This is a genomic window from Pseudomonas sp. RIT623 (assembly GCF_004519305.1).
Classification (GTDB): domain Bacteria; phylum Pseudomonadota; class Gammaproteobacteria; order Pseudomonadales; family Pseudomonadaceae; genus Aquipseudomonas.
The window spans coordinates 1-24,027 of record NZ_SOZA01000028.1; the positions used below are offsets into that span (position 1 = coordinate 1).

At 64.6% G+C, this 24,027-nt stretch carries 17 protein-coding genes; 9 read left to right on the plus strand and 8 right to left on the minus strand.

Going from position 1 to position 24,027, the window contains the following annotated elements:
* The first annotated feature begins 34 nt into the window (after window positions 1-34).
* Complete coding sequence (locus E3U47_RS17780; protein ID WP_134692988.1) at window positions 35-1,447, plus strand: cytosine permease; 1,413 nt, start codon at window positions 35-37, stop codon at window positions 1,445-1,447.
* Window positions 1,448-1,687: 240 nt separating this feature from the next.
* On the opposite strand, the gene E3U47_RS17785 is transcribed toward E3U47_RS17780, so the two are convergent.
* The 3 genes from E3U47_RS17785 to E3U47_RS17795 form a co-directional block, all read right to left on the minus strand.
* Entirely contained in the window at window positions 1,688-2,086 is a 399-nt protein-coding gene (locus tag E3U47_RS17785; RefSeq protein WP_134692989.1) for a hypothetical protein, read from the minus strand.
* Entirely contained in the window at window positions 2,079-3,476 is a 1,398-nt protein-coding gene (locus tag E3U47_RS17790) for a PAAR domain-containing protein (protein ID WP_134692990.1), read from the minus strand. Before E3U47_RS17790 ends, E3U47_RS17785 begins: the two co-directional genes overlap by 8 nt.
* 178 nt (window positions 3,477-3,654) lie before the next feature.
* Window positions 3,655-4,884: an acyl-CoA dehydrogenase gene (locus tag E3U47_RS17795; protein ID WP_134692991.1), complete on the minus strand. Its 1,230-nt coding sequence runs from the start codon at window positions 4,882-4,884 to the stop codon at window positions 3,655-3,657.
* A gap of 139 nt (window positions 4,885-5,023) precedes the next feature.
* Here E3U47_RS17795 and E3U47_RS17800 point away from each other — a divergent pair, with 139 nt between their 5' ends.
* The 5 genes from E3U47_RS17800 (at window position 5,024) to E3U47_RS17820 (ending at window position 9,751) form a co-directional block, all read left to right on the plus strand.
* On the plus strand, window positions 5,024-5,950 hold the full coding sequence (locus tag E3U47_RS17800) for a LysR family transcriptional regulator (RefSeq protein WP_134692992.1): 927 nt from the start codon (window positions 5,024-5,026) through the stop codon (window positions 5,948-5,950).
* Between the two features lie 94 nt (window positions 5,951-6,044).
* Entirely contained in the window at window positions 6,045-7,172 is a 1,128-nt protein-coding gene (locus E3U47_RS17805; RefSeq protein ID WP_134692993.1) for a saccharopine dehydrogenase family protein, read from the plus strand.
* Window position 7,173: 1 nt separating this feature from the next.
* Entirely contained in the window at window positions 7,174-7,653 is a 480-nt protein-coding gene (locus E3U47_RS17810) for a DUF2269 domain-containing protein (RefSeq protein WP_134692994.1), read from the plus strand.
* Window positions 7,654-7,826: 173 nt separating this feature from the next.
* A complete protein-coding gene (locus E3U47_RS17815) occupies window positions 7,827-8,981 on the plus strand; it encodes a cysteine desulfurase family protein (RefSeq protein WP_134692995.1) in 1,155 nt (384 codons plus the stop codon).
* A gap of 137 nt (window positions 8,982-9,118) precedes the next feature.
* Window positions 9,119-9,751, plus strand: coding sequence for a LysE family translocator (locus tag E3U47_RS17820; protein ID WP_134692996.1), 633 nt, complete (start codon window positions 9,119-9,121; stop codon window positions 9,749-9,751).
* Between the two features lie 62 nt (window positions 9,752-9,813).
* Here E3U47_RS17820 and nfsB read toward each other — a convergent pair whose 3' ends face one another.
* On the minus strand, window positions 9,814-10,467 hold the full coding sequence (gene nfsB / locus E3U47_RS17825) for an oxygen-insensitive NAD(P)H nitroreductase (protein ID WP_134692997.1): 654 nt from the start codon (window positions 10,465-10,467) through the stop codon (window positions 9,814-9,816).
* A 103-nt stretch (window positions 10,468-10,570) separates the two neighbouring features.
* Between nfsB and E3U47_RS17830 the strand changes: the two genes are divergently transcribed.
* Together E3U47_RS17830 and E3U47_RS17835 are read left to right on the plus strand one after the other, a co-directional pair.
* A complete protein-coding gene (locus tag E3U47_RS17830) occupies window positions 10,571-11,491 on the plus strand; it encodes a LysR family transcriptional regulator (protein ID WP_134692998.1) in 921 nt (306 codons plus the stop codon).
* Window positions 11,492-11,525: 34 nt separating this feature from the next.
* Window positions 11,526-12,140 carry a LysE family translocator gene (locus E3U47_RS17835; protein ID WP_134692999.1) on the plus strand — a complete coding sequence of 205 codons (615 nt, stop codon included), beginning with the start codon at window positions 11,526-11,528 and terminating at the stop codon, window positions 12,138-12,140.
* A 49-nt stretch (window positions 12,141-12,189) separates the two neighbouring features.
* Here E3U47_RS17835 and E3U47_RS17840 read toward each other — a convergent pair whose 3' ends face one another.
* Window positions 12,190-13,398 carry a sugar transporter gene (locus E3U47_RS17840; protein WP_134693000.1) on the minus strand — a complete coding sequence of 403 codons (1,209 nt, stop codon included), beginning with the start codon at window positions 13,396-13,398 and terminating at the stop codon, window positions 12,190-12,192.
* Window positions 13,399-13,606: 208 nt separating this feature from the next.
* Between E3U47_RS17840 and E3U47_RS17845 the strand changes: the two genes are divergently transcribed.
* A complete protein-coding gene (locus tag E3U47_RS17845; RefSeq protein ID WP_134693001.1) occupies window positions 13,607-14,923 on the plus strand; it encodes a hypothetical protein in 1,317 nt (438 codons plus the stop codon).
* A gap of 111 nt (window positions 14,924-15,034) precedes the next feature.
* Here the strand turns inward: E3U47_RS17845 and E3U47_RS17850 are convergent, their stop codons facing one another.
* The 3 genes from E3U47_RS17850 to E3U47_RS17860 all read right to left on the minus strand — a co-directional run bounded on the left by E3U47_RS17850 (window position 15,035) and on the right by E3U47_RS17860 (window position 24,006).
* Window positions 15,035-15,772, minus strand: a complete 738-nt coding sequence (locus E3U47_RS17850; RefSeq protein WP_134693002.1) for a hypothetical protein — start codon at window positions 15,770-15,772, stop codon at window positions 15,035-15,037.
* 355 nt (window positions 15,773-16,127) lie between these two features.
* Window positions 16,128-16,577, minus strand: a complete 450-nt coding sequence (locus E3U47_RS17855) for a hypothetical protein (protein WP_134693003.1) — start codon at window positions 16,575-16,577, stop codon at window positions 16,128-16,130.
* Window positions 16,578-16,584: 7 nt separating this feature from the next.
* Complete coding sequence (locus tag E3U47_RS17860; protein ID WP_134693004.1) at window positions 16,585-24,006, minus strand: DUF637 domain-containing protein; 7,422 nt, start codon at window positions 24,004-24,006, stop codon at window positions 16,585-16,587.
* Window positions 24,007-24,027: the final 21 nt, after the last annotated feature.

A 24,027-nucleotide genomic window follows, 5' to 3' on the forward strand; every position in this document is an offset into this window, starting at 1 on the left:
GCCCCGCTTGCCCCACCTTGCCTTGGAGTCCGTCATGACCCGTGCAGCCAATTCGGCACCCCTCATCGAGAAACACACGATCGGCTACGTGCCACCGCAAGACCGCCATGGAAAGGTAAGGGACCTGTTCACCCTGTGGTTCGGCGGCAACATCGCCCCGCTGCCCATCGTCACCGGCGCCCTGGGCGTGCAGTTGTTCCACCTCAACCTGCTGTGGGGCATCGTCGCCATCCTGGTCGGGCACCTGCTCGGCGGCGTGCTGATGGCCCTGCACTCGGCCCAGGGCCCGCAGATGGGCATCCCGCAGATGATCCAGAGCCGCGCCCAGTTCGGCTCGCTCGGCGCGCTGCTGGTGGTGGTGATCGCCGGGGTCATGTACATCGGCTTCTTCGCCTCCAACATCGTGCTCGCCGGCAAATCGCTGCACGGTGTGGTCGACGCCGTGCCGGTACCGGTGGGCATCATCGTCGGCGCGTTGGGCTCGGGCATCATCGGCATCATCGGCTACCGCTTCATCCACCTGCTCAACCGTATCGGCACCTGGGTGCTGGGCATCGGCATCGTGGTCGGCTTTGGCTATATCTTCAGCCATGTGCAAAGCGACGACTTCCTCAGCCGCGGCGGCTTCAACCTGGCCGGCTGGCTGGCCACGGTGTCGCTGGCGGCGCTGTGGCAAATCGCCTTCGCCCCCTATGTGTCGGACTACTCGCGCTACCTGCCGGCCGACGTGAAGGTTTCATCGACCTTCTGGACCACCTACCTGGGCTCGGCCCTGGGTTCGAGCCTATCGTTCATCTTCGGCGCGGTCGCGGTGCTGGCGATCCCGGCGGGCATGGACACCATGGACGCGGTCAAGCTCGCCACCGGCAGCCTCGGCCCGCTGATGCTGGTGCTGTTTTTGCTCAGCGTGATCAGCCACAACGCCCTCAACCTGTATGGCGCGGTGCTGTCGATCATTACCCTGGTACAGACCTTCGCCTACCGCTGGATCCCCACCGCCAAGAGCCGTGCGCTGCTGTCGCTGATCGTTCTGGCGGGCTGCTGCGTGGTGGCGGTGTTCGCCTCGGCGGACTTCATCGGCCACTTCGTCGACATGGTGCTGGTGCTGTTGGTGGTGCTGGTGCCGTGGACGGCGATCAACCTGATCGACTTCTATGTGATCCACAAGGGCGACTACGACATCCAGTCGATCTTCAAGGTCGACGGCGGTATCTACGGCCGCTACAACCCCCAGGCGCTGATCGCCTATGCGGTGGGTATCGCGGTGCAGGTGCCGTTCATGAACACGCCGCTGTATGTTGGCCAGGTGTCCGAATACATCAACGGTGCCGACCTGTCCTGGCTGGTGGGCCTGGCGGTGACCACGCCGCTGTACTGGTGGCTGGCCAGCCGCGACACTGCGTACCGTCGTCGCCAGGTGAGTGCGAAGATGGCGCTCGGCGTTTGATTGGATGTTCAATGAGACCCGCCATGGCGGGTCTCATGCTGTCAATTCTGCAAGAGGCATTATGCGGCAGTTTCGCACAGGGCTGATTGAAGCTCAGACCCTCGGTGCTCACCCCGGTATCGCGCCTGGCCCACCAGCCTTGGACCATTGATGCACCAGGCCCCTGGTGGAAATCCCCAGACCTTTGCGCAGGTTTCATGTCCACCCAGGTTCAGGAACTTATCGACCTTCATCACACAATTATGATCGGGTAAGCTTCGTGAAGCAGATCAGCAAGAACAGGATTGCAAAGCCCGAGAGCAAGCAGTAGCTGCTGATTTTCATCAGCCAGCTCAAGTAGCCAGGAAAGTCCTTAGTGTCCTGAATACTCAACCATCCTTGACGATAACCTAAAGACGGCCATATCAGGCCTAAAGTCATGGCACTCACAATCACCATGCGTGATTTCTGACTGAGGGTCCCCCAAATCATAATTTCATCGCGAAGGCCACTACTGCGCCGAAAGGCCCGGCACATGACGTCGAAGTGACTTGAACCTGCGATGTAGGTATTGATCAGCCCCCCTGTGATGATTAACAGAAAAGGTAGGGAAATCAGTATGAGCCTCATGCTGGCGGGCCACCCGCTCAAGTCAACCATGAATACCCTCGTAAAGAACCTCGCCCAGCCATTCTCCTCCGGCCACGCCCCCACCACTGCCGGCGAATGAGCCCACTCCAACAGTTGCGATACCACAGATCGCTTTTCCCCAGACTCCAAAATTGCAGACAGCCTTTATCGCAACACCACTCGCGGCTCCACCAAAAACACCGCCCACCAAGCCGCCCGCAAAGCCACCTGCCTCTGTAAATCGAATCTTCTTGCACTCATCTGTTTCACCCGCTTTGCACGCTTCTTGAACTTTAAGATACGACGAGCTTGCCCCAAATCCCACGCCAACGTAGCCACCATATTTAAGATAACGGGCCATCTTCGCCACCTCATCCAGGTGCGTCGCATATCCCGGTATCGCCCCCGGCGCTCCGGCCTTGGACCAATGATGAACCAGGCTCCTGGTGGAAATCCCCAGCCCTTTACGCAAGCTTTCATGCCCCCCTAGGTTCAGGTACTTGCCCACGAATGCACTGCGCAGTTGCGTGTTCAGCTGTTGATACAACGCACTGCGCGACGCGAAGAACTGCGGGCTTTTCAGGTGCCCATGCAGACCGAACTCGCGCTGATGCAGCCGCTCAATCCCCTTGAGCGTATCCTCCACCTGCCCCAGCCCACGGGCCAGCATGTCTTTACCCACCCCCATGGACTGGCTAGCGCCATTGAGCACGCCCGCAATTTCACCGATGTGCTGCATCATGAAGTTGGCCTCCTGCTCGTCGAGCACAACCAGTGCTTCCCGCGCCCGCTGCGCCGCAGCCATCAGGTCGGCTTCCTCGCGGGTGCAGGCGTGGTGGTTGTCGGGGTCACCGAGGACGAAGATTTCACCGGCCTTGAAGCCCTGGTCGAAGGTGGGGTTCAGGCGCTGGATGCGTGCAATAGGCAGTGTGCTGTCCTGCGCCAACAACTGCGCCAGTACCTGGGGCCCGGACATGCTGCGGGGAACGATATGAAAACCGGGTTCCAACCCGGCTTGCGCAGACGCGATGGCGCCAGGCATCTGTGCGTTGGCTGGGGCATGGAGAGTGCGGGCGCCGGAGGCCGTCGCCGCATTCGTCTGCCTGCCATGCAGGGGATGACTGGACGGCGCCACTCCATCCAAGGGAGCAACCACCCTGTTACTGCCGTTCGGGCAGCCACAGGCAACCAGTGAACCATCCATCGCCAGTGGCTGACCGTCGGAAATCCACCCGAGGTAGCCCTCTACAACGACGCCAGGCTGGCAGCAGAGCGGACATTCGGTAGTCGAGTCCCCGACCCGCAGGACCTTTCGCCCATCACAGATGTAACCCTCACCGCTGGCAATGCAGATTGCACCCGTGGTGGTGACATCGCCATCTACTGCCTGGCCTTTCCCGTCAAGACTGACGCGATACATAAGCAGGTTCCTTTTGCCCTGAAAGCTCAAGAACCTAACAAATGAAGTTCGCCCTGTTATCCGAGAAAAAGTGAAAGAGACCTTTCCTACCATACCTAGAGAAAAGTCTTAAAACCAACCCTGTAACCAGCCTGTTCAGGCGTGCAGCCGAACCTGAGCGGGCTGGTCACAATGCACTTCAGTGCCCGCTACGCAACATCTCCTTCGGCACATACTTGCCAATCTCGTACTTGCCAATCGCCGCCCGGTGCACCTCATCCGGTCCGTCGGCCAAACGCAGCGTGCGTTGCATCGCATACATGTAGGCCAACGGGAAATCACCGCTAACCCCTGCCCCGCCATGGATCTGAATCGCCCGGTCGATCACCTTGAGCGCGACATTGGGCGCAACCACCTTGATCTGTGCGATCTCGCTGCGCGCCACCTTGTTGCCGACGGTGTCCATCATGTAGGCGGCCTTGAGCGTCAGCAACCGGGCCATGTCGATCTCCATCCGCGAGTCGGCGATCTTGTCGATGTTGCCGCCCAGCCGCGCCAGTGGCTTGCCGAAGGCCGTGCGCTCGACAGAGCGTTTGCACATCAGTTCCAGGGCACGCTCGGCCATGCCGATCGAGCGCATGCAGTGGTGGATACGGCCTGGACCGAGGCGGCCCTGGGCGATTTCGAAGCCACGGCCCTCGCCTAGCAGTACGTTCTCGTAAGGCACCCGCACGTTCTCGAACACCACTTCAGCGTGGCCGTGGGGCGCGTCGTCGTAGCCGAACACCGGTAACGGGCGGACGATTTTCACCCCCGGCGCGTCCGTGGGCACCAGGATCATCGAGTGCTGCTGGTGGCGGGGGCCTTCGGGGTTGGACAGGCCCATGAAGATCATCACCTTGCAGCGCGGATCGCAGGCACCAGAGGTCCACCACTTGCGGCCGTTGATCACCCACTCATCACCGTCGCGCACGGCGCTGGCGGCCATGTTGGTGGCGTCCGAGGAGGCCACGTCCGGCTCGGTCATGGCGAACGCCGAGCGGATCTCGCCGCGCAGCAGCGGCTCGAGCCAACGGCGCTTCTGCGCCTCGCTGGCGTAGCGCACCAGCACTTCCATGTTGCCGGTGTCCGGCGCCGAGCAGTTGAACGGCTCCGGCCCCAGCAGCGAACGGCCCATGATCTCGGCCAGCGGCGCGTACTCCAGGTTGCTAAGCCCGGCGCCATACTCGGACTCGGGCAGGAACAGGTTCCACAGGCCCTCGGCCTGGGCCTTGGCCTTGAGCTCTTCCATTATCGCGGTGGGCTGCCAGCGGTCACCCTCGGCGACCTGGCGTTCGAACACCGGCTCGGCCGGGTACACGTATGCATCCATGAACGCGCTGACACGCTCGCGCAGCGCCTGGACCTTGGGCGAATAGGCGAAATCCATCGGGGCTACCTTCAGTCAATGAAGAACATGGGCTGAGCCTAGAACAGTCACCCTTCATCCACCTAGCCTATTTTCTACGTGTATAAACATTCATAACCGATATATGATCGACCGATAACTCCAACAAAGAGCGGCGCCCATGAACCTCAGCAAGGTCGATCTCAACCTGTTCATCGTCTTCGACGCCATCTACACCGAAGCCAACCTGACCCGCGCCGGGCAAATCGTCGGCATCACCCAGCCGGCGGTGTCCAACGCCCTGTCGCGACTGCGCGAGACCTTCAACGACCCGCTGTTCGTGCGCACCGCCCAGGGCATGGTGCCCACGCCCATGGCACAGAACATCATCGGCCCGGTGCGCAACGCCCTGTCGCTGCTGCGCACCTCGGTGCAGGAGAGCCGCATCTTCAACCCGCTGCAGGCCAGCAAGACCTTTCGCATCAGCATGACCGACCTCACCGAGGCGGTGATCCTGCCGCCGCTGTTCCAGCGCCTGCGGCGCCTGGCCCCGGCGCTGGTGATCGAGAGTTTCCTGTGCAAGCGCCGCGAAACCACCAAGGAACTGGCCGCCGGGCGCCTGGACTTCGCCGTCGACGCGCCGCTCAATACCGACCCGCAGGTGCGCCACGTCAAGCTGATGCAGGACCACTACGTGTGCGCCATGCGCCCTGGCCATCCGCTGGCCGAGAGCAAGCTGACCCTGGACAGCTACCTTGGCATGACCCACATCCATATTTCCAGCCGCCGCAACGGCCTGGGCTACGTCGACCTGGCCCTGGGCAAGATGGGCGTGCAGCGCCGCGTGGCGCTGCGCTCGCAGCACTACCTGATGGCCTCGCAGGTGTTGCAGCAGACCGACATGGTGATGACCGTGCCCGAGCGCTTCGCCCGCCGCCACCAGTTGCGCCACCAGCCGTTGCCGGTGGAGATCCCGGCCCTGGAAACCCACCTGTACTGGCACGAAAGCACCGACCAGGACCCCGCCAACCGCTGGATGCGCGAGCAGATCATCGAGTTGTGCGAGCGGGTGGTGGCCCAGGACCAACAGGCGCTGGAAAGCGCCTGAGCCCTGTCGCGCAACTTGCATTGCCCAGCCCTTTCGGTGACCCTTGCGCCGCCCGCACGCGGGCGCTCCAGACTCACTGCACAAGGAACAGAGCATGGCCACCCGGATCTTGGTGATCGGCGCCTACGGCAATTTTGGCCGAATCATCAGCCGCCACTTGAATCGCATGGCCGGCGTGCAACTGGTCATCGCCGGGCGCAATGCCAGCCAGCTGCAAGCACTGGCCCAGCAACTCCAGGGTCCTGACGCCAGCCTGGACGGGCATTGGTGCGGCGATGCCATGGCCGCAGGCTTCGCCGAGGCCCTGCGCGCACAGAGTATCGACTGGGTCATCCATACCGGCGGGCCGTTCCAGGGCCAGCCGTACAACGTTGCCGAGGCGTGCATCGAGGCAGGCGTGCACTACTGCGATCTCGCCGATTGCCGGCTGTTCGTCAACGGCATCGCACGCCTGGACGCACGCGCCCGCCAGGCCAAGGTCGCGCTGCTCAGTGGCTGCAGCTCGGTACCCAGCCTGTCGTCGGCGATCCTCGACGAGCAACGCCAGCAGTTCGGCCGGATCGACACTATCGAACACGGCATTTCCTCGTCGGCGAAAATGCCCGGGCTATCCACCATCGAAGGCGTGCTGGCCTATGCCGGACGACCAATCCGTCAATGGCGCGACGGCCGCCCACGGGAGGTGGACGGCTGGCTCGGCCTGCAACTGCGGCACTTGCCGGGGCTGGGCTGGCGCCTGCTGAACAATGTCGACGTGCCGGACATGGACATCTTCGCCCAGCGCTATGGTGCCCGGAACCTGGCCTTCAAGGCAGGTTCCGGGCTGATGCTCGGCGGCCTGGCCAATGCCAGCCTGGCATGGCTGGTCAAGTGCGCCCTGGTGCGCGATCCGCTGCCCTGGGCCCGGCGCCTGCATCGTCTGGGCGGTCACTTCGAACGCCTTGGCGACGGCAAGAGCGCGATGTACCTGGACGTGCGAGGCACCGACCCAGACGGGCAGCCGCTGCGCATGCGCGCCCAGGTCAGCGCCCGCGACGACCTGGGGCCGGAGATTCCCAGCTGCGCCTCGGTGGCGTTGATGGCCAAGGTGGTGGCGGGCCATGCGCCGGCATCGGGTGCCCGGCCTTGTGTCGGCGAGATCAGTGTCGCCGAATACCTGGCGGCGATCGACGCGCCGGACAAGATACGCTACAGCGTCAGCTACCAGCGCGGGCGGGGCTAAGATGGACTACCTGTTGCTCAAGTACCTGCACCTGATTGCCGCGGTGTTCCTGTTTGGCTTCGGCATGGGTTCCTACCTGTACCTGGTCGCCGCGCACCGTGGCAACGATCCCCGGGTGATCGCCGCAGTGGCGCGCATGGTGGTGCGTTTCGATGCCTGGATCACCACGCCGGCGGGCCTGGTGCAATTGCTCAGTGGCTACGCCATGGTCAGCCTGGCTGGCATGCCCTGGTCAGCGGACTGGCTGCAAGGCGCGCTGCTGATCTTCTTCAGCGTGGGGGCGCTGTGGCTGCCGGTGCTGCTGTTGCAAAAGCACATGCAGGTTCTGGCCGAACAAGCCGCCCATGCCAACGCCACGCTAGGGGCGCAGTATCGGCGGCTCTACCGCTGGTGGCTGTGGATGGGCGTTGCCGGGTTCAGCGGCATGTTCCTCATCGTGCTGGTGATGGTGACCAAGCAAGCACCTTGGCAATGGTTTTGATGCTCGCCCAGCAATCCCAGAAAAATTTTCCCCATCTAGGCAAACCTGGAGATTTTTGTTTCGCAAACACCGCGAACCACAGCCACATAGGAAAAACATTCACCTCCACCTCCCGGTAGGATGCTGTGCATGGGCGCCGACTGGCGGCGTCCCTGCACGGACTCGCCGCGATCATGCCCAGCACCCCGCTCTACTTCGATTACGCCGCCACCACCCCGGTCGATGACCGCGTCATCGCCGCCATGCTCAGTTGCCTGGGCCGCGACGCCACGTTCGGCAACCCGGCCTCCAGCGGCCATGCCCATGGCCAGGCCGCCCGCGAAGCGGTCGAGCAGGCCCGGGCCCAGGTCGCCGCGCAGGTTGGCGCCCAGGCCGATGAACTGGTGTGGACCTCCGGCGCCACCGAATCCAACAACCTGGCGCTCAAAGGCATCGCCCAAGGCTGCGGGCAACCTGGGCACCTGATCACCAGCCAGCTCGAACACAAGGCCGTGCTCGACACCGCCGCCGAACTGGGGCGGCTGGGCTGGGCGGTGACCCGCCTGGCGCCGGACGACCAGGGCCTGATCCAGCCCGACGCCGTGCGCGCGGCGCTGCGCCCAGACACCCGGCTGGTATCGCTGATGGCGGTGAACAACGAACTGGGCACGGTCACCGACTTCGCCCAGGTCGGCGCCCTGGTGCGTGCGCATGGGGCGCTGCTGCATGTGGATGCCGCCCAGGCGGTGGGCAAGGTGCTGATCGACCTGGGCCAGCAGGCAGTCGACCTGATGTCGTTCTCGGCGCACAAGGTTTATGGCCCCAAGGGCATCGGCGCGTTGTTCGTCGGCCCCCGCGCGCGCCCACTGATGCGCGCGCAGATGCATGGCGGCGGCCATGAGCGCGGCCTGCGCTCCGGCACCCTGCCCACCCACCAGATCGTCGGCATGGGCAGCGCCTTCGCCCTCGCAGGCCAGCCGGGCGAAACCGAATACCAACACATTGCGCAACTGGCCAAGCGATTGCGCGACGGTCTGCTGGCCCTGCCCGGGGTGAGCCTCAATGGCTGTCCGTTGCAGCGTATTCCCCACACCTTGAACCTGTGCATCGACGCCAAGGGTTTCAACAGCCTGGCCCTGGCCGGCGAGCTGGCGTTGTCCAGCACCTCGGCGTGCAACTCGGCAAGCAACGCGGCCTCGCATGTACTGCTGGCACTGGGCCTGGACGAGCGCCAGGCACGCAACAGCGTGCGCCTGAGCCTGGGGCGCCATACCCAGGAAGCGGATATCGACACGGCGCTGGCGGTGTTCGCGCGGGTGGTGAATGGGGCGGCGGTGGCGCTCTGGTAGGCACGCCTGGCAGTGGCTTGAACGGCGGCGTGGGAGCGGCGTCGCTGGCTAGTAAAGCCAGGCGCTGCCAGCCAGGTATTTCAGTTGCAACCCGCTTGTGGCATCGTGCTGCTTTCCTCGCGCAAAGGATGCGCTGCATGGCACTTCACCTCTGGCTGACTTTCTCCTTCGCCTACCTGCTGACCTCGCTGATCCCCGGCCCCAACGTCCTTCTGACCGTGCGCAACGCCTTGCGCCATGGCCCGTCAGGGATGGGCATGACGCTGCTGGGCAACCTCACCGCGCAACTGCTGGCGATCAGCGCCGTGGCCATGGGCGTGGGCGCCCTGCTGGTGTCGTTGCCCACGGCGTTCCTGCTGTTGAAACTGGCCGGCGCGGCCTACCTGATCTACCTCGGCCTACGCCAACTGTTGGCGCCGGCCAAGCCTGGGCTGGCGCCAGTGCAGGCTGGCCAGGCGCCAGTGCGGGCGCCATGGCGCATCGCCGTGGAGGCTTTCGTGGTGTCGATCAGCAACCCCAAGACCCTGGTGTTCTTCTGCGCCTTCCTGCCGCAGTTTCTCGAACCGGGGCGGTCGCTGTTCGGCCAGTTCGCGATGATGTACTTGAGTTGCTCGCTGATCGTCTGCCTGGTGCATACGTGCTATTGCATCACCGCCCACCGCTTTGGCCAGCGCCTGAAGGCCTCACCTGCCGCGGCGTGGCTCAAGCGGGCCTGTGGTGCGCTGTTCATCGGGCTGGGCGTGCGCCTGCTACAGGCCCGGGCGGTTTAAGCCTGGCACCCCGGTGTCGCCTTGCTGGCGAACACCGGCAGCGCCGGTGCCAACCGCCGCCATCAGAGGAAGGTGAACACCTCGGCGGCCGGCAGGCGCGACTTGCTCAACTCGGCGTTGAAGTCTTCCTCGCTGCGATAGCCCAGGCTCAACAGCACCACGCTGGTGTAGCCACGCTCACGCAGGCCCAGCTCGGCATCCAGGGCCTTGGCATCGAAACCTTCGATCGGCGTGGCGTCCAGCCCATGGGCGGCGGCGCCCAGCAACGCAGTACCCAACGCCAGGTAGACCTGCTTCTCCATCCAGTGTTGCACGTCCTTGAAGTCATGCCGGTGCAGGTTCACATAACCGCGACGCGTCTGGTCCTGGGCGTCCCGCGACTGCTCCGTGCGAAAACGACCGTCGCTGGCCTCCTGCCGCAACACCGCCTGCAGGTGGGCTTCGGTCATCTCGGTACGGGCGGCGAACACCAGTACATGGGAGGCATCGCGAATTTTCGGGCTGTTGTAGGCAAAGCGTTCGTCGGTGGCCTTGGCCAGGCGCGCCTTGCCTTCGGCGCTGTCGGCGACGATGAAGTGCCAGGGCTGCGAGTTGACCGACGAAGGGCTGTGGCGCAGTTGCTCGAGCAAGGCATCGATGGTGGCCTGGGGGATCTTGCGGCTGGCATCGTAGGCTTTGGTGGTGTAACGGCGCTTGGCGAGAGTAACGGTGTCCATCTACGGCAATTCCTCAAGGGATCGTGAATGAGGCAAATCTTATCTTCCCGCCACGAAAGAAAAACCAGCACAATGCAGCAACACTTTCATCCCTGGAGTGAAAATGCTGCGTATCACCGACCTGGAACTGTTCACCCGGGCCAGCGCCCTGGGCAGTTTCACCGCGGCCGCCCACGAGGCCGACCTGCTGCCCGGCCAGGTGGCGGCGGCGGTCAAGCGCCTGGAGCGCGAGCTCGATGTGCGGCTGTTTGCCCGCACCACCCGCAGCCTGCGCCTGACCGCCGAGGGCGAGCTGTACCTGCCCACCGCCCAGCGGGTGCTCGAAGCCCTGCGCCAGGGCCGTGAAGACCTGCATGGCAGCCACAGCGGCCTGCGCGGCGTGCTGCAGGTGGCGGCGCCTTCGGACATGGGCCGCAACCTGCTGCGGCCATGGCTCAGCGCGTTTCGCCGCGAGCATCCAGGGCTGGGCCTGCGGTTCTTTCTCTCCGACCAGTTGGCCGACCTGTACCGCGACCCGGTGGATGTCGCCATCCGCTACGGCCTGAACGAAGACGCCAACTACATCGCCCTGCCCCTGGCGCCGTGGAATCGCCGGGTACTGGTGGCCTCGCCCGATTACCTGGCCCGCCATGGCCGCCCGCGCAGCCCCGACGACCTGCTGCAGCACGACTGCCTGCTGTACCTGCAACAGAGCCGGGTGTACGACAAGTGGCGCCTGGGCAACCGTACCGTGCAGGTGCGCGGGCCGCTGTTCAGCGACGACGCCGATGTGGTGCGGCGCTGGGCCCTGGAGGGCGAAGGGATCGTCTACAAGTCGTGGCTGGATGTCAGCAGCAACGTCGTCGCCGGCGAACTGGAGGTGCTATTGCCCGAGCATCCGGGCGAACTGACCCCGGTGACCCTGGTATGCCCGCACCGCAAGCAGCTCACCCCCGCCGTGGCGCAGTTGCACCAGTGGCTGGGCGAGCGCTTCGCCTCCCTGCGCCCGGAGCAGATGTTGCAGCGCCTGGCGCCGGGCGTATAGTGCATCCACTGCCGACTGCAAGGAGCTGCCTGCGATGCCAAGCCTGGAATTTCTGCTCACCGCCCTGATCATCGTGCTGATCCCCGGCAGCGGGGTCATCCTCACCGTCTCCAGCGCCCTGGTGGCCGGGCGCCGCGCCTGCCTGTGGACCGCCTTGGGCTGTACCTCGGGCATCGTCCCGCACCTGCTGGCCTCGGTGCTGGGCCTGTCGGCGCTGCTACACACCAGCGCCCTGGCGTTCCAGGGGCTGAAGTTCGCCGGCGTCGCCTACCTGCTGTACCTGGCCTACGCCACCTGGCGCGATCGCGCGGCCTTCGCCGTGGATGCCAAGGCCGCCCCCGCCAGTGCCGGGCAACTGGTGCTCAAGGCCTGCCTGCTGAACATCCTCAACCCCAAGTTGACGCTGTTCTTCCTGGCTTTCCTGCCGCAGTTCATCGACCCGCACGCGGGCTCCGCGACCGTGCAGATGCTCGGCCTGAGCGCCGTGTTCATGGCCATGACCTTCGTCGTGTTCGTGCTCTATGGCCTGCTCGCCCACCTGTTCCGCCGCGCGGTGATCGACTCGCCCAAGGGCCAGGCCTGGCTGCGCCGTGGCTTTGCCGCCTCGTTCGCCAGGCTGGGCATCAACTTGGCGTTCGCCCAGCGCTGATGGCTGCACAATCGTTCCAGGCTCTGTATGAAAAGTCTTGAGACGAAGGTCAGGCCGGCGGATGCCCCAACGCCTGGCGAAAGCGCCGGGTACTGGCCAGCGCCAGCAGCAAGCCGACCACGGCCACGCTGCCGCCCACCAGGCCGATGTGAGCAACGCCCGTCTGGCTGCTGACGATGCTGCCGAGCAAGGCGCCGCCGCCGATACCGATGTTGTAGATGCCCGAGAACAGTGCCATGGCCACATCGGTGGCGTCCGAGGCCAGCTTGAGGGTCTTGGATTGCAAGGCCAGGCTGAAGCTGAGGATCGCCACGCCCCAGACCATGCTCAGGCCAGCAAAGACATAGAAGTTGCCCGACAGTGGCAGCAGCAGCAACAGGCAGGCGGCCAGGGCGCCGATCGCCCCGACCAGGAAGCCATGGGGATAGCGGTCGCTGTAGCGGCTGAACAGCAACGAGCCGAACACGCCGGCACCGCCGAACAGCAACAGCAGCAGCGTGGTGCGCTCACCGCCGATCTGCGCCACATGCAAGGCGAACGGCTCGATGTAGCTGTAGGCGGTGAACTGCGCGGTGATCACCAGGGTCACCAGCGCATAGGTGATCACCAGCGCCGGGCGCTTGAACAGGATCGGCAGGCTGCGCAGGGAACCTGAGTTCTGGCTCGGCAGCAGCGGCAGCGACTTCATCAGGCAGAGCATGGTCGCCAGGGCCACACCGGCGATGCACAGGAAGGTGATGCGCCAGCCCAAGGCCTCGCCCACCACCCGCCCCAGCGGGATGCCCATGACCATCGCCAGGGTGGTGCCGGTGGCCAGCAAGCCCAGCGCCTTGGCCTGTTGCCCGGGCGGCGCCACGCGCACCGCCAACGAGGCGGTGATGGCCCAGAACACGGCATGGGCCAGGGCGATGCCGATGCGGCTCACCAGCAGCATGGCGAAGCTCTGCGACAACCACGACAACAGGTGGCTGAGGATGAACACCAGGAACACCAATAGCAGCAGGCGCCGCCGCTCGATGTTGCGAGTCATCAGCATCATCGGCAGCGAGGCCAGCGCCACCACCCAGGCGTAGATGGTCAGCATCAGGCCGACCTGCGCGGTGCTCATGTCGAAGCTGCGGCCGATATCGCTGAGCAGCGCCACCGGGACGAACTCGGTAGTGTTGAAGATGAACGCCGCCAGCGCCAGGGCGATGACGCTCAGCCAGCTGCCGTTGCCGGTGGTGGGGGGCAACGAGGTGGGTACGGGACCATTCATGGGGAAAAACTGTTCTCCGCGGACAAGGCGATATGACGCGCCCCACCTGCCCGCTCCAGGCCCGGTGACGCACGTTTTTTATTGAAAGGATGCCCGGCATGGTACGCATCAAGCCCGGGCCTCACAACCACAGACGCGGACGGAGTACCATGCACCGTTTTGATGCACCCTTCCTGACAACATTGCGGAACAAGGAGTTCGATCCGCCATGAACAAGCAGCACCCCCAGCAGCAGTGGCGCGAGGCGGTGATCGCCTATGCCGAGGCCGTCAACCAGTACGTCGCGCAGGGCCGCGCGCACGGATGGGACGACCTCGCGCAGCCGCCGGCGCCGACCACCGGGCACCTGCTCGAGGCCTGGCAGGCCGCCTTGCTGGCGATTAACCGGCCGGGTGTCGACGAGCCGCAGCGCCAGCTGTTCCGCGAAGCCTGGCCGCCCGCGCACCTGCCGCTGCTACCGTTGCTCGACGAACAGGCCCAGGGGGTCGGCCCCCTATTACTGCTGGAGGACGGCAGCCTGCTGGCGCGGGTTGGCCTGCCCCAGGACAAGGGCCAGGTGCTGCGCATCGACGCCCACAGCGTCACCCCGGTGATCGGCATCAACCATTTCGGTCGCTGCCCGCAGCGACGCTACTATGCCCTGGCCAACGCCGAAGGGGTGCGCGTCACCGATGGCTGGGGCGGCCCGCTGGTGGCGCGGTTGGCCTGGCCCCACGGCCTGGAAGGCCTGCCCCCGGGCTATCCGTTCGAACCGCTGGACCTGCCGCCGGCACCCATCACACTCACGCCCTTCCCTGACGGCCAGCGGGTGCTGTTGGTGAGCGGCGACGGCATCTTCGTACTCGCCGCCAGCGGCGCCACCCGCCTGCTGCCGCGCCAGGAAAGCATCCTCGACGACCTGCAGCGAGGCGTCGACCCGGACGACATCGACCTGGGCCTGGCCATGGCGCACGCGGCCCTGGCCCCGGATGGCCGGCTGATCGCCCTGGGCGAACAGCGCGGGCGTCATCTGCTGCTCGACGAACAGCTGCAACCCTTGGCAAGCATTGGACCGGCCAGCGAGTATGCGCATTTCGCCCTGTTCAACCACCGCGGCGATCAGTTGCTGCTCAATGCCTGCCACCGCTACCAAGGCGCCAGCCTTGGCGTGCGTGTCGCCGACCTGCCCGGGCTGGACACAGCGCCCGGCAGCGACCATCCACGCACGCCGCTGTTACAGCAAGGTGCGCGCATCTATGCCGGCGTCGCCCGCGACGGCGAATACATCGTCGGCGATGCCCATGGCTACCTGCGCGCCTTTGGCGAGGACGGTGGCGAACACTGGCAACACTACCTCGGCTCGACCATCAGCGCCCTGGACATCAGCGCCGACGGCCGCACCCTGGTGGCGGCCAGTCACGCCGGCTTCATCTCGTTGATCGCCCTGGACAGCGGCCGGCCGCAATGGCAGATCGGCACCGGCGCCCACGCCGAGGTGCGGCGCTGGGTGTGCTGGAAAGGCTTCGACACGCCCCTGGCCTGGTAACCGCGGGGCGCCTTGCTTGCTGCAGAGCAGTCATGGTCCGCTGGCAGGCCGCCACTTGCATGGCTGCGCCTGGGGCAAGGGACGCTTGATCGCCGGGCGCGCGCGACCCCGTCAGCGACTGCACTGCACGCGCTGGGCGGGGTGCTTCAGCGTACGGTAACCCAGCAGCGACACCGCGCCCGACAGCAGCACCAGCAGCAGTATCAACTCGTGGCTGTAGCGCGCCACCCAGGCGGGGAAACCGACGAATTCGCGCACCACCTGGATCTGCGCGCTGGCACCGCCCTGATGGATACTGATACCGCCTTGGCGGATCTGCGAGTAGTCCGAGTCGAAATACACCCAGACCTTGGCGTCGCCCTGGGCATCGATGAGCGGGATGTCGATCAGGTTGGTCGACGTCGGGATCAACGTGTCGTTGCCAGCGGCATCGCGCACCTGGACCAGGCCTTTGGCCGGCAGGCGGATCTGCACGTCCTGCAGCGCTTGCTGGCGCGGGTTGTTCAATTCGATGAGCAGGCCGGTGCGGTGATCCACCAGGCCGGCCTCGAAGGGCCGCGCGAACAGTTGCAGGTAGGGTGCCTGGGCCAGTTCGACCAGCTTGTCGACCTGCTGATGGTCGAGATTGCCGGCGCCGATGTTGCCGACGCGCTCGTGCAGGCGTTCGTACTTGAGCAGGTCGTTGGCCTGGGTGACGCGCTCGTTGAACTGGCCGGGGTAGGTCAGGTGGGCGTAGGTCAGGCGCGCCTGCAGCCGGTCGTCGTCACGCAGCACCGTGTAGAAGGCCGCGACGCAGGCCGCCACGACCAGCGACGCGGCCAGTGTTTTACCGACTTTTTCCCAGCTCACCTTGAGGGTTCCTTGTGTTGACGAGACGCAATGGCTGGCAAAGGGTGCCAAGAAGCCGAGGCTGGGGCAAGGGTTGATGGGCTTTGACGCCAATGAAATGTCCAAGGGAGGCGCGATGCCCTTGGCGCCAATCGTAGACCTGGCACCGAGCGGCTAGGCAGGCGACCCACCGTGGAGGCCGCCTGCTTTCTGGCTGGCGGCTGGCCTGTTGCGCATTATGCGGGATAGAGAAACGCGCTGAGTTGCCGTTGAACCTCGGCAGTCAAGCTGTCGACAGCGCCAATGGTTGCAAAGCCAAGTCGATCCGCTTTGGCTTTGCCCCCAACGCCTGCGCGCCGCTCAGAAAAAGCGGTGTTTACTCCACCGGCTCGATCTCAACCACCAATGCGGCGCAGTTCAGCTTCACATCCCCTCCGCTGCATTCGAGCTTCACGACACTACCTGCCTGCGTCACCGAAATCCCAGCCTCTCCGACCCATGCCTGAACCAGATCACCAGCACGCCAGACATTCCAGAGCCGCAACTCTGCCGATACTTTTGCCTTCACATCGAAAGTGACAACGTCTGGACTGGTATCGGCCCACAGGATGACTTCCGCATGAGTCTGACCATTAACCTCGATTTCCCCTTTCACCGCCTTGATACGCAGCCCCGGCACCAAAGGTGCGTTGCACGCCAGCCGGCGAACTACGAACGCATTACGGCCTGTCCGTAATGGAATCTTGTGCATGGGTACAAAGATACGCCCGTCCCGCTCGACGGGGGCACCCTGTGTTTTTTGAAACTGTTCGGAAAGTGATTCCATCTTCGACTCAATATCCAGGTCGTCTGTAGGGGTCAACGGCCGCATGGTCCTGAGGCCAGCGAGGCACAAAATTCTTGCCTCCGTCCCGCGCGGGTATTGGTTCATGGCTCAATTCCATGGACTCCATACCACCTTTATCGGCGTTATAGCGTTGTGGAGCAGTGCCTTTGCGCATACGTTCCAGATTGGCCTCACCGTATTTTTCTGCAGCACCGGGGACACTGGCCTCATTCTTCCAGAAACGCGATCTTACAGTACCCCAAGTGGGCGGAGTGCCCTTCGCCGTGTTGGCGTAGACATCCTCCCCGACCTTCCAACCGTTTTTGACTATTGGCGCTGCTGTTGCCTCGCCAACACCGAACCACGATTTTATGGATGAGAGGATCGATCTGCCACCGCCACCAGCGAGTGAACGCCCCAGCGTCAATACTGCGCCAGCAAGCTCGAACTTATGCTCGACATCCAAGCGTTCCTGTTCAGACTCGGTGTATTTGAAAAGGTCGTCATCAACCTTGAAATCTTTCCTAAACTGATCGACCAGCAGTTTCGCTTGGGGATTGAGTGTTTCTATACCCTTGCCATGCTGCGCCGATACTTCGAGGGCATCCAGCAGATCCTGCTGACTGACCTTGGAAGCATCACCTTTGCACTCCTTAGGCACTTTGGTGCAGGCGTCGATGATGGCCTTGGCAAATGCCTCGGCGTTCTTGCGATGCAAGTAGTGGTTGTACTCGGTTGCCGACTGTGCAACCTGCACTCCTTTTTCCAACTCGCCATTCACTGCCGCGGCGGCTACCAGCCCGGTCAACTGCGACAACATCATGTGCACTTGCTCGTTGCCCTGCGCTGCCGACGAGAGGGCATTGACCATCGCCTCGTTGAGACCTGCCGCCGCTGCCCCGGTTTTGAAATCACCACCCGTGGCTTGCGCAATCAGCCCACCCACGATGGCGTGGGAGACGATCTTCGGCAGACTGCCACTCTCGAAACTGATGGTCTTGTCGCCCACCCACTTGAAGCCCGTGGCCATGGCAACCGTGCTGGCCTCGCCGGCCAACGAGCCAAGCAGATTGTCCTTCAGGCTGCCGCCGTTGATTGCCGTGGAGATACTGCCGTTGATCACCGCCCGGCCACCCGCGCGCAGCGCGACATCGGGGGCATTGCTCCAGGTCAGGACATTATCGGGCGTGGATGCGACCGGCAGTGCCTGGCCATTCTCAATGTTGACAGCCCCGTTGTTCGCCGCATCCCCGGCCTTGAACCACTTCTCGTCGGCGAACTGCAACGCCCCTGCGACCGCCATGGCCGTCGCGGCGCTCTTGAGGCTTTCCTTGCTCAAGGTTTCCTTGAGCGCCGCGCCCAGGTCGCCTTTGTTGTTGATGGTACTCACAGCCCCGGTGGTCGCCAGGCTAGTGGCACCCGCCAAAGGTACCCCGGACAAGCCGAAGCCTGCCGGCCCCATCACGGCGGCCATCATGATCGCGATCGCCAACTGTGCCGCCGGCCCCAACCCTGAGTTGGCGTACTTGAAGCTGGTATGGATTTCCTCTACCTGGCGCCAGTCAACCCCCCCCTGTGCCTCCAGCTGCTTGAGCCAGGCCAGCGACGGGTCGGCCTTGACCATCGAGTCGATCGACTCACTCACGGTCTTCTGGTTGATCTGCCGCACATCCGCATGAATGGCGCCGACGGCATTGATCACCAGCTCGCCCTTGGCCTGCATCTGGGTCTGACGCAAGGTTTCGTCGGTACTGCCCTTGCCCTTCATGCTGAACCAGCCAGCATCGGACTTGGATTTCTCGTGGCTCTCCTGATGCAAGTCCTTGACAGCGGCGAAGGTGATATCACCGCCACTGTGCAGGATCAGGTCGCCACCGCTGTCGAGCTTGGCCACTTGATACAGCTGGTCGCCCTTGCTGACCAGGCGCAGATCGCCGCCGCTGGTGATCTCGCTGCCGACATGAGTAACCTGGGTGACTTCGTCACGCTGGGTTTGCTTGGCCCCCCAACCGCCCTTTTTCTTCATGTCATAGAGCGTGTAGTCGCGCTCTTGCCCGGCGATCAGATTCAGGTCGTTGCCGGCATAGACGTAAGCTTCATCGCCGGCCTTGAGCTTGCTGGCCAGCAGATTGACGTCGTTGCCGGCGACCACATCCAGGTTCTCACCGGCACTCAGGCCAGCGGCCACCAGACGGCTGTGTTCCTCGACTTCATGGACTTTCTTCTTGCCCTTCTTGCTGCGGCTGTCGATATCGTGGGAGTCCACCCCGGCAACCAGGCTGATATCACCTACCGCGCTGGCTTCCAGGTTCTTGCCAGCCTTCGCGGTGCTGGCCTCGACATACAAGTCATGCCCGGCCTGGAGGGTCATGTTGCCTGCAGCCTCCAAGCTGGAACCCAGTTGGGTCACTGTCTCCTCGGTGCGCAGGCCGCGACGCAGGGCCTCACGGGTAACGGTTCGATCCTGCACGGCAAGCAGGTTGATATCTCCACCCGCCTTGGCGCTCAGATCGCCACCGCTGCTGATACGCCCCTTGTTGGTCAAATCGCCAGCGGCGTCGAGATTTACCCCTGTGCGCCCACTGATCATGGCACCGGCATCCACCCGCGTGGCACTGCCAGCGCCCACGCTCACCTGGGTCGCGGTTCGGTCGTTGACGATATCGCCCTTGAGCGACACCAGGTCGACCTGGTTGCCGCGGATCTCGCCAGCCAGGGCATTGCGAATGCTGTCCTGGGCCAGCAGCGCCAGGTGCTCGTTGGCTTGGGCCAGGCCACCTTGGTAGAGGCTGCCCCCGACCACGGCACTGAGGTCTTTGCTGGCGCGCAAGGTGCCGACGCTCTTCAGGTCGCCGCCGGTGACCAGCTCCAGGTCACGGCCCTGCACCAGGGCGCCGCCACGCAGGTTGCGCGCGTCGACCTTGGCCAGGTACAGCACCGGCGCCAGCACCTTCTGGCCATCGACCACGCGCTCTTCCATCCACACGATGTCATGGGTCAGGGCCGCCACTTGCTGGCTGGTCAAGCCCACGCCCACGCTCAGGCCCAGGGCGTCCTTGCTGGCCAGGGCGTTGTCCATCAGGTACTTGAACTGCTCGTAGTCGCTGCCCAGGCCATCGGCGAGGAAACGCTGGCCGGTCTGGGCCCGGACCGCGTCGGCGACCAGGCGCGTCTCGTAGCGCCCGTCACCGAGGCGACGCCAGGCCTTGTCGGCGTCGAAGCCGAGCTGGCCAAGCATGTAGTCCGAAGCCATGAAGCGGCCCAGGTTGGTCAGTTCGGGGTTGGACTCGACCAGGTAGCTGGCGTTGGGGCTCTGGTTGCGCACGAACAAGCCATACTCGCCCTGTGGCAGGCGGAAGCTCGACAGTGCGGTGGGGTCAACGCTCACGAACGGCGCGCCACTGAAGTCCACCGGCACGAAGCGCACCTGGGTGCTGCCATCGGCAGCGATGGTCTCGATGCGCTTGACGTCCTTGGGCAGCCCTGGGTCGCCCGCCTGGGTGCCCAAGGTGACGCGCACGCCACCGGCCGCCGCGGCCGCGCTGTCGATGGCCTTGCCGGTCAGTTGCGCGGTGTTGTGCGCATCCAAAGTACCGTTGACCAGTTCACCGCTGACATTCAACGCCACCGTGCCGCCGGCTTGTACCGTACCGGCATAGGCGGTATGGGTGCCGGGCAGGATCCGACTGTTGGGCTTCTCGGACGGATACATGGTCACGGCGGTTGGGATCGGCGCCTGCTCCTCGATGGGCTTGCCGGCGTTCTGGGCGTTCCAGGCGTTGGTCGCCGCTTCGGTGACGCGGTAGGCCCCCTTGCTCACGCCGTGCAGCCAATAGCTGACTTCCTCGATGCGGGTATCCAGGGTCTGGCCGCGGTTGTAGAAGTTCTGTGCGGTGGCGCTGAGGTTGCCGTTGGCCGCCAGCAAGCTCTGGCGGTTGTCGACGGTCTGCGCGTCGAGGGTCAGGTCGCGGTTGGCCAGCAGGCGCGCGGCGGGCGAGTCGCTGACCACCGTGCCTTTGTAGGTGGTGGTGACAATATAGGAGCCAGTGTGGCTCTTACCGCTACAGTCGGTGCAGTTGATGCGAATGTAGCGGCTGGCGATGGTCTCGCCGGGAACGAACTTTTCCTTGGCGTTCTCCAGCGAGTCCACCTTGATATCGACACTACCCTCGCTTTCGATGCTACCCGACAGGTTCTGCAGGCTGGCTGCGCGGCCACCGGCAAGGGCGGCGAAACTCAAGTCGCCTTTGCTGTAGATATCAGCGTATCGGTTGAGCAGGCTGGCGCCACGCAGCTCGAGCGGGCCGCCGGCGAACAGCAGGCTGTCCTGCTGGTTGCTGATCGCGCCGTCAGCGCGCAGTACAGCCTTGCCCTGGGCGCCCAGGGTGCCTTGGTTGTCGATGCTGGCCGCCCGCACGTCCAGGGTCTGACTACTGGTCAGGCGCCCACGGTTGCTCAGGTTGCCGCTCAGCTGGATCTCCATCGGCCCAGCGCTGGCGATCCGACCGCCCTCCTGGATCAGGTCGGCGCCGCTCAGGCGCATGGCCTTCTGGCTGGAGAACAGCCCCTGGTTGACCAGGTTGGCGCTCATCTCCAGGGTCAGCTTGCCGTCGCTGAGCAACTCGCCGGCATTGACCAGATGGTCGCCGGCCAGGCGCAGGTCGCTGGCGCTGGCGATCCGGTCGCCGGCCCCCAGAGCGATGCTCTGCAGGCCGCTGATATCCAGTTGGCCATTGGTGTGCCAGGTACCAACAGTGTCGGCGCTGCCGATCGTCCAGGTACCGGAGCCCAGACCCGTCACGCTGCCCTGGCTGCCGCTGAAACTGCCGGCGTGCAATACCAGCGCGCCCTGGCCGCCATGCTCCAGCGAGCCTCGCTGGTTGAGCAGCCGCGCCGCGGCGACATCCAGGTCGCTGGCGCCGCTGGCGATATGCCCGTCACGGTTGTCCAGCTCACCGCTCAGGGTCAGGTGGCTCTTGCTGCCTGCATGGGCGATCAGCCTGCCGTTCTGGCTGTTGTCCAGGCTCTGGCCATCGACGCCGATGCTTTGGCTGGCTTCGATCAGGCCGTTGCGGTTGATCAACCGCTGCACGGTGAGCTGCTGGTTGCCGGCCAGGCTCGTCAGGGTACCGCCAGTGTTGTCGGCATCACCCGCCACCAGGGTGATGGCGCCAGCGGTCAGGCTGCCTGCCTGGTTCTCCAGGCGGCCATCGTCGAGCAGCAGTTCGGCCAACGAACCACCGGCCAGCAGCTTGCCGTGCTGGTTGTGCACGGTGCCCGCCTTGATCAGCAGCCCGCCGCTACCGGCCAGAATCTGGCCGTTGTCCTGGTTGTCGACGGTGTTGCCGCTCAGCTCAAGACGCGCGCCTAGCACTTGCCCGGCGCGATTGTTCAACAGGCCGGTGCCGGCGTCGAGGCTGACCGCCTGCGTGCCCACTACCACACCGCTGCGGTTATCGACACTGGCGGCAGCCAGCTGGATGTTCGCCGCCGTGGCCTGCAGGCGCCCGCCCTGGTTGTCCAACGCCCCTTCGAGCTTGGCTTGCAACAAACCTTTTTCTGCCACCACCCGGCCATGCTGGCTGTTATCCAGACGCTGGCCGTCAAGGCGGACACTGTCGCCCAGCATGGCGCCGCCCTGGTTGAGCAGTTCGCCCCCTACCACGTGCAGGTGCGTGCTGGCCTGCAACGTGCCGCCATTGTTGTTCACCTGGTCGGTGGCGGTGACAGTCGCGGCCCCTTCGTTGGCAACGATGCTGCCGCCTTGGTTATCGAGGTGTCGCAGCGTGGCATCCAAGGTCTTGGCCACCAGGGTCCCGCCCTGGTTGTTCAGGCCGACAGCCTTCAACTGCTGGTGGCTGGCGGAAACCTTGCCGCCCTGGTTGTTCAATTGGTCGACATCGAAGGTCACCTGGCCGCTGCTGGCGATCAGGCCCTTGTCAGTGTTGTTGACTTCACCGGCGGTGACGCTCAGTTGCGCGCCCCCCACCAGTTGCCCACGCTGGTTGTCCAGGCGCTCGCGAGCGACCACCGTGGTGCTGCCGTCGCTGCTCAGCACGCCGGCCTGGCCGTTTTTCAGCAAACGGCTGGTGACCTCCAGCTTTTTGTCGGCGAGCACCTGGCCGCCGCGGTTGTCCAGCGTGTCGCTGACCAGCGTCTGGCGTTGCCCCTTCAGGGCGCCGCCCTGGTTCACCAGGGTATCGGCGACCGTGACCGTCAGCGCGCGGCTGGCGACCACCTGGCCACTGTTGACCAACCCTTGGCTGGTGAGGCTGAGGTCGGCGCTGTCGTTACGGCGCTTGTCGGCCTCGACCCCGGCTTCGATCACGCCATGGTTGCGCACCTGGGCGGCATCGACCGTCATCTGTTGTCGCGATGCCAGGCTCTGGCGCACCTCGAGGTCGCCACTGCTGCGCACGGTGGCGGTGCCAGCGGCGTAGGCGTTGCCCGTCAGCTCAGCCGCGCCAGCCTTGATCTGCAAGTTGCCAGCGGCACTGGCGTTGCCCAGGACCAGCTGGCCACGGGTGTCGATGTCCAAATCACCGGCGTCGACCGCCATGTCGCCGGCCAGCCGCACCCCCACGCCCTGCTCGGTGCCGACCAGGCGAATCGCCCCGGCGTACATGCCGCCCAACGCGCTGCTGTCGATGGCCAGCGCCGGTGTCGTGCTGCCGTCGTCGGCGCGAGCAGTGGCCTTGAGCGTGTCGGCATCGACATCGTTGCGGCCGGTGACGATGTCCAGTTGCTGGGCATGCAGCCGGGCATTGATCTTGGCGCTGCGGGTAATCAGCTCGAAGCGTTCGATATTGCTGGCATTGAGCCCCTTACCTTCGATGGCGATGGCGCCGCCGTCGACCTGGTAGCGCCCCACCTGGCCGTTCTCGATAATCGGCTTGCCGGTGCTGAGAGTGACCCGCGGGGTGTTGATGAAGCCACAGCCGTCGCAGGTGATGCCATGGGGGTTGGCGACAATCACCCGGGCGCCCTGCCCGGCCACCTCGGTATAGCCACGCAACTGGCTTGGGTTGGCGCCATTGACCTCGTTGAGGATGGTGCTGGCGGCGCGGCCGTGCAGGTTGGCGTTGCCGAGGATGATCCCGCCCAGCTGGGTCGATTGGGTGCGTCCGGTGGCATTGTTGAGGATCAGGCCCTCGCGGCCGACGTTGTAGTCGCTGAACTGGTTATGCGACAACCCGCTGGCATTGGGCGCGGCGATGTTGACGATAGGCACGCCATTGCCGGCCTGGCCAAGGCTGGTACCCGGGGCACTGACCGCGATGCCGTCGGCCTGGGCCCAGATCGGTTGCCAGAACATGACATTGGCCATGAGCAACGCCAGGCCGCGCCTGGGCAGGCCGCAGAAGCGCTCACGGGGCTCAGGCGCGGCCGAGGGTTGGCGCGCCAGGAAAGCAAACAGACGTACGTCCATGTAGGTACTCGCGAATCAGGT

Excerpts from the sequence above, each read along its gene's own strand:
- E3U47_RS17835 (WP_134692999.1), top strand. The coding sequence starts at position 11,526 with ATGCCAAGCCTGGAATTTCTGCTCACCGCCCTGATCATCGTGCTGATC.
- nfsB (WP_134692997.1), bottom strand. The coding sequence starts at position 10,467 with ATGGACACCGTTACTCTCGCCAAGCGCCGTTACACCACCAAAGCCTAC.
- E3U47_RS17845 (WP_134693001.1), top strand. The coding sequence starts at position 13,607 with ATGAACAAGCAGCACCCCCAGCAGCAGTGGCGCGAGGCGGTGATCGCC.
- E3U47_RS17830 (WP_134692998.1), top strand. The coding sequence starts at position 10,571 with ATGCTGCGTATCACCGACCTGGAACTGTTCACCCGGGCCAGCGCCCTG.
- E3U47_RS17810 (WP_134692994.1), top strand. The coding sequence starts at position 7,174 with ATGGACTACCTGTTGCTCAAGTACCTGCACCTGATTGCCGCGGTGTTC.
- E3U47_RS17860 (WP_134693004.1), bottom strand. The coding sequence starts at position 24,006 with ATGGACGTACGTCTGTTTGCTTTCCTGGCGCGCCAACCCTCGGCCGCG.
- E3U47_RS17815 (WP_134692995.1), top strand. The coding sequence starts at position 7,827 with ATGCCCAGCACCCCGCTCTACTTCGATTACGCCGCCACCACCCCGGTC.
- E3U47_RS17820 (WP_134692996.1), top strand. The coding sequence starts at position 9,119 with ATGGCACTTCACCTCTGGCTGACTTTCTCCTTCGCCTACCTGCTGACC.
- E3U47_RS17780 (WP_134692988.1), top strand. The coding sequence starts at position 35 with ATGACCCGTGCAGCCAATTCGGCACCCCTCATCGAGAAACACACGATC.
- E3U47_RS17805 (WP_134692993.1), top strand. The coding sequence starts at position 6,045 with ATGGCCACCCGGATCTTGGTGATCGGCGCCTACGGCAATTTTGGCCGA.
- E3U47_RS17795 (WP_134692991.1), bottom strand. The coding sequence starts at position 4,884 with ATGGATTTCGCCTATTCGCCCAAGGTCCAGGCGCTGCGCGAGCGTGTC.
- E3U47_RS17840 (WP_134693000.1), bottom strand. The coding sequence starts at position 13,398 with ATGAATGGTCCCGTACCCACCTCGTTGCCCCCCACCACCGGCAACGGC.
- E3U47_RS17800 (WP_134692992.1), top strand. The coding sequence starts at position 5,024 with ATGAACCTCAGCAAGGTCGATCTCAACCTGTTCATCGTCTTCGACGCC.
- E3U47_RS17855 (WP_134693003.1), bottom strand. The coding sequence starts at position 16,577 with ATGGAATCACTTTCCGAACAGTTTCAAAAAACACAGGGTGCCCCCGTC.
- E3U47_RS17790 (WP_134692990.1), bottom strand. The coding sequence starts at position 3,476 with ATGTATCGCGTCAGTCTTGACGGGAAAGGCCAGGCAGTAGATGGCGAT.
- E3U47_RS17785 (WP_134692989.1), bottom strand. The coding sequence starts at position 2,086 with ATGGTTGACTTGAGCGGGTGGCCCGCCAGCATGAGGCTCATACTGATT.